The following is a 2,712-nucleotide window of genomic DNA, read 5'->3' as shown; positions in this document are numbered from 1 at the left end:
CACACCTCGACCGAGAGCTCAACCACGAGCCGCTGTGGGAATAGTGAACACGGAACTCATATTAGCAGCGACCCAATCACGCATCTCAACATGTTTGTGAGTAGAGAAATTATTCATAATTAGGCGCAAATCCTTCCTAAAGGAGACAGAAAAACCCTTGATGGCAATATTGGACGTTGACAACTCGAGCCACGCGACTGACGACGATGTTTAAAGATGCGAACAAGGTTATCGTAGCGTGCCGCATAATATAGTCATGATGTGTGTTTCACTTCTCACCGTAAATCTACTGCCACGCAACTAGTCTCTGCTCACGGAAGCGACACGCACTACGCAAGCATTAGCCACGCGGTCCAATAATTGAGTCACTGTATGCTCGTCATTGCCACGGGCAACAATAGCAGCTACCCTTGCATGCGAATCATTTACTGCATGTGCTATTTCTCCTGGTACGCATTCCCAGTACAAATCGATTTCTTCAGGGACACTGTCATAGAGAGAAACCTCTGATACCACTCCAGATGAGGATTCGATAAACTTTGAAGCAGCACACTGGGTTATCTCAGGCAAGGGATGAATAGGAAGTCCACATAAAGAATCAATCAGATTTCCATAATAGTCGATCCCTGGTCGCACCGCGGACACAAGATCCGGCGCAATAAAATCTCCGCCTTGACGCACGTGAAATTCTCCCCATACAATTTCTTTTTCAGGTGTGACCCAAAATTCAACATGCAGATTCCCACACTCAATCCCAAGCGCATTTACACAGCGTTGGAGCTGTTCTTCAAGCTCACGTTTGCTAGATATACTGCTCATATCGGCTGGCTGGATATGACCAATTTCAACGAAATCTTCGTCGATTGTTTTCGCTGTAGTTGTATAGATGCATACCCGTCCATCTATAGCAATACCCTCAATCGAATACTCAGTACCTGTGATAAACTCTTCTAAGCAGAATCCTCCCTCGAGAACGAGAGTATCAAGTTCAGAAATATCTTCAACATTTAAGATGCGCCTAACGCCAACACTGCCCATCCCTATGGATGGCTTTACAATCCAACCACTTGAATTGTTGGTTGGTTTCTCAACGACAGTTCCCGATGCATCACTAAACCGTAAGCATCCATCAGAATCGACTCCGGTAATACGCAAACTTTGTGGCTGATAGATACCAGCTTTTCGAAGCGCATCGCGGCAGGCCGGTTTATCCTGGATAAGTTCAACACAATTAGCAGTATTTCTAGCAACTCCAATAGCTTTAGCTAAAAGACTATTCTGCAACTGATAATTTTCGCGCAGTGCCGTTGAAAGAGCCACCTTTCCAGGGCATCGGGCCTCAATTTCTGACGCTATTTCAGCGATCTCATCAGCATCCAGGCTCCTCCTATAGGGTCCGGATACTTTAACTAAACAATCAACAGGAATCGGCGGAATTTTGTTCGCTAACTCTTCCTCGAAGTCTACCCCACATACCATTATATGGCGCTTCTGACACGCTTCATAGAAGCCTTTAAACCAATGTGCAGAGGCATGCGATCCAGACGTGGTAACACCTACCAACACTGCCCAGTTTCTTTCAACCATTGCGTCATCACGAGAAAACATTTAACCATTCCTTTCTTCCAAAACCTTCATGGGCATAGTGCCCTCCGGTAACTTCAATCAACCTGTAAGATTCACTCGTAGCTTCACGCCATCGGATTGTTTCTCCGAAAGAAACAATTTCATCATCTATAGCGGAAACACAGGTTATAGGGATACGAATCGGCTTAAGTTGGTTACCACAATACGATTGTGCCAGTAAGAGATCATCGAGCGTAGGGCGAACAAACAGATCGTCAGATTCATCGGAATCCAGAATACTTTTAGGAGTCAATCCGTAGTTACACATATGCTTCCGTGCACGTTCCATATTCCACTCCTCCCGTTCTCCTCTGTAACTTTTAGGACTTTGCCCGCATAAGGCAACCAAGCGAGTCACTGATATACCGTCGTCTTCTAGAACATGAGCAGCTACGAACGCTAGCATCGCACCAAAACTAACTCCAGCGAGGATCAATGGCCCAGTCACGATATCGAAGGATGATCGAAACTTGCTGACGAACTCCTCCATGCTTCTGATGCCGGGTTCAAGTAATCTCCGACCCCTGCCAGGCGGGCAGTAACCCCAAACTGTAATATCCCCCTCTAAGACAGACATCGATTGAAAGGCAGGAGCTCCGGCACCCGTAGGAGGGAATATCAAGACTGTGGAGCAACAAGAGGTAGTTGCCGAACTAATACGCTGCCAAACTTCCGAGTTCAATGCTCGCACTCCTCAACAGACATCAGCAAACTGACCAAGCAGGAAATCGTTGGATTAGAATAGAAGCTCCGCAAGGGGACACGGACACCAAACTGTTTACCGATGGCGGTCAAAAGCTGAACAGCGCGCAACGAATTTCCACCTGCGGAGAAAAAATCACGATCTTCACCGTGACTCTTCTTTCCAAGGACCATATCCCAGATATTTTGCACTTGATCGTGAACACTGTTACGCTGCATTTGTCCTTGGGATATTCTGTCGTAATCGTAGAGTTCGCTCTGTGTTACCAACTTCAGGCACTCGCACCGATCGATTTTTCCCGTTCTTGATCTAGGAACATTCTGCGTAGTTACGATCTTGAGAGGAATCATATAGGAAGGTAGAAATTCGGCAAGACGAGAAGT

Annotated in this window: 3 protein-coding genes; all 3 read right to left on the bottom strand. The window is 46.3% G+C overall.

The annotated features are described in order from the left end of the window. Positions 1–300: 300 nt before the first annotated feature. The gene (locus DI579_RS07160) at positions 301–1,608 is read right to left on the bottom strand and encodes an acetyl-CoA carboxylase biotin carboxylase subunit family protein (RefSeq protein WP_134790669.1); all 1,308 of its coding nucleotides are present in this window, start codon (positions 1,606–1,608) and stop codon (positions 301–303) included. Beyond that, positions 1,595–2,317: a thioesterase II family protein gene (locus DI579_RS07155; protein ID WP_303679015.1), complete on the bottom strand. Its 723-nt coding sequence runs from the start codon at positions 2,315–2,317 to the stop codon at positions 1,595–1,597. Before DI579_RS07155 ends, DI579_RS07160 begins: the two co-directional genes overlap by 14 nt. Continuing rightward, positions 2,305–2,712 (bottom strand): phosphopantetheine-binding protein (locus tag DI579_RS07150; RefSeq protein WP_303679014.1); only part of this gene is annotated, 408 nt, incomplete at its 5' end. The genes DI579_RS07155 and DI579_RS07150, both read right to left, overlap by 13 nt.

Origin of the sequence: Lawsonella clevelandensis (genome assembly GCF_003241315.1) — a bacterium.
Lineage (GTDB): Bacteria > Actinomycetota > Actinomycetes > Mycobacteriales > Mycobacteriaceae > Lawsonella > Lawsonella clevelandensis_A.
The sequence above is the reverse complement of the archived record's forward strand: the minus strand, read 5'-3'. Positions and strand labels throughout refer to the sequence as shown.

Excerpts from the sequence above, each read along its gene's own strand:
- DI579_RS07160 (WP_134790669.1), bottom strand. The coding sequence starts at position 1,608 with ATGTTTTCTCGTGATGACGCAATGGTTGAAAGAAACTGGGCAGTGTTG.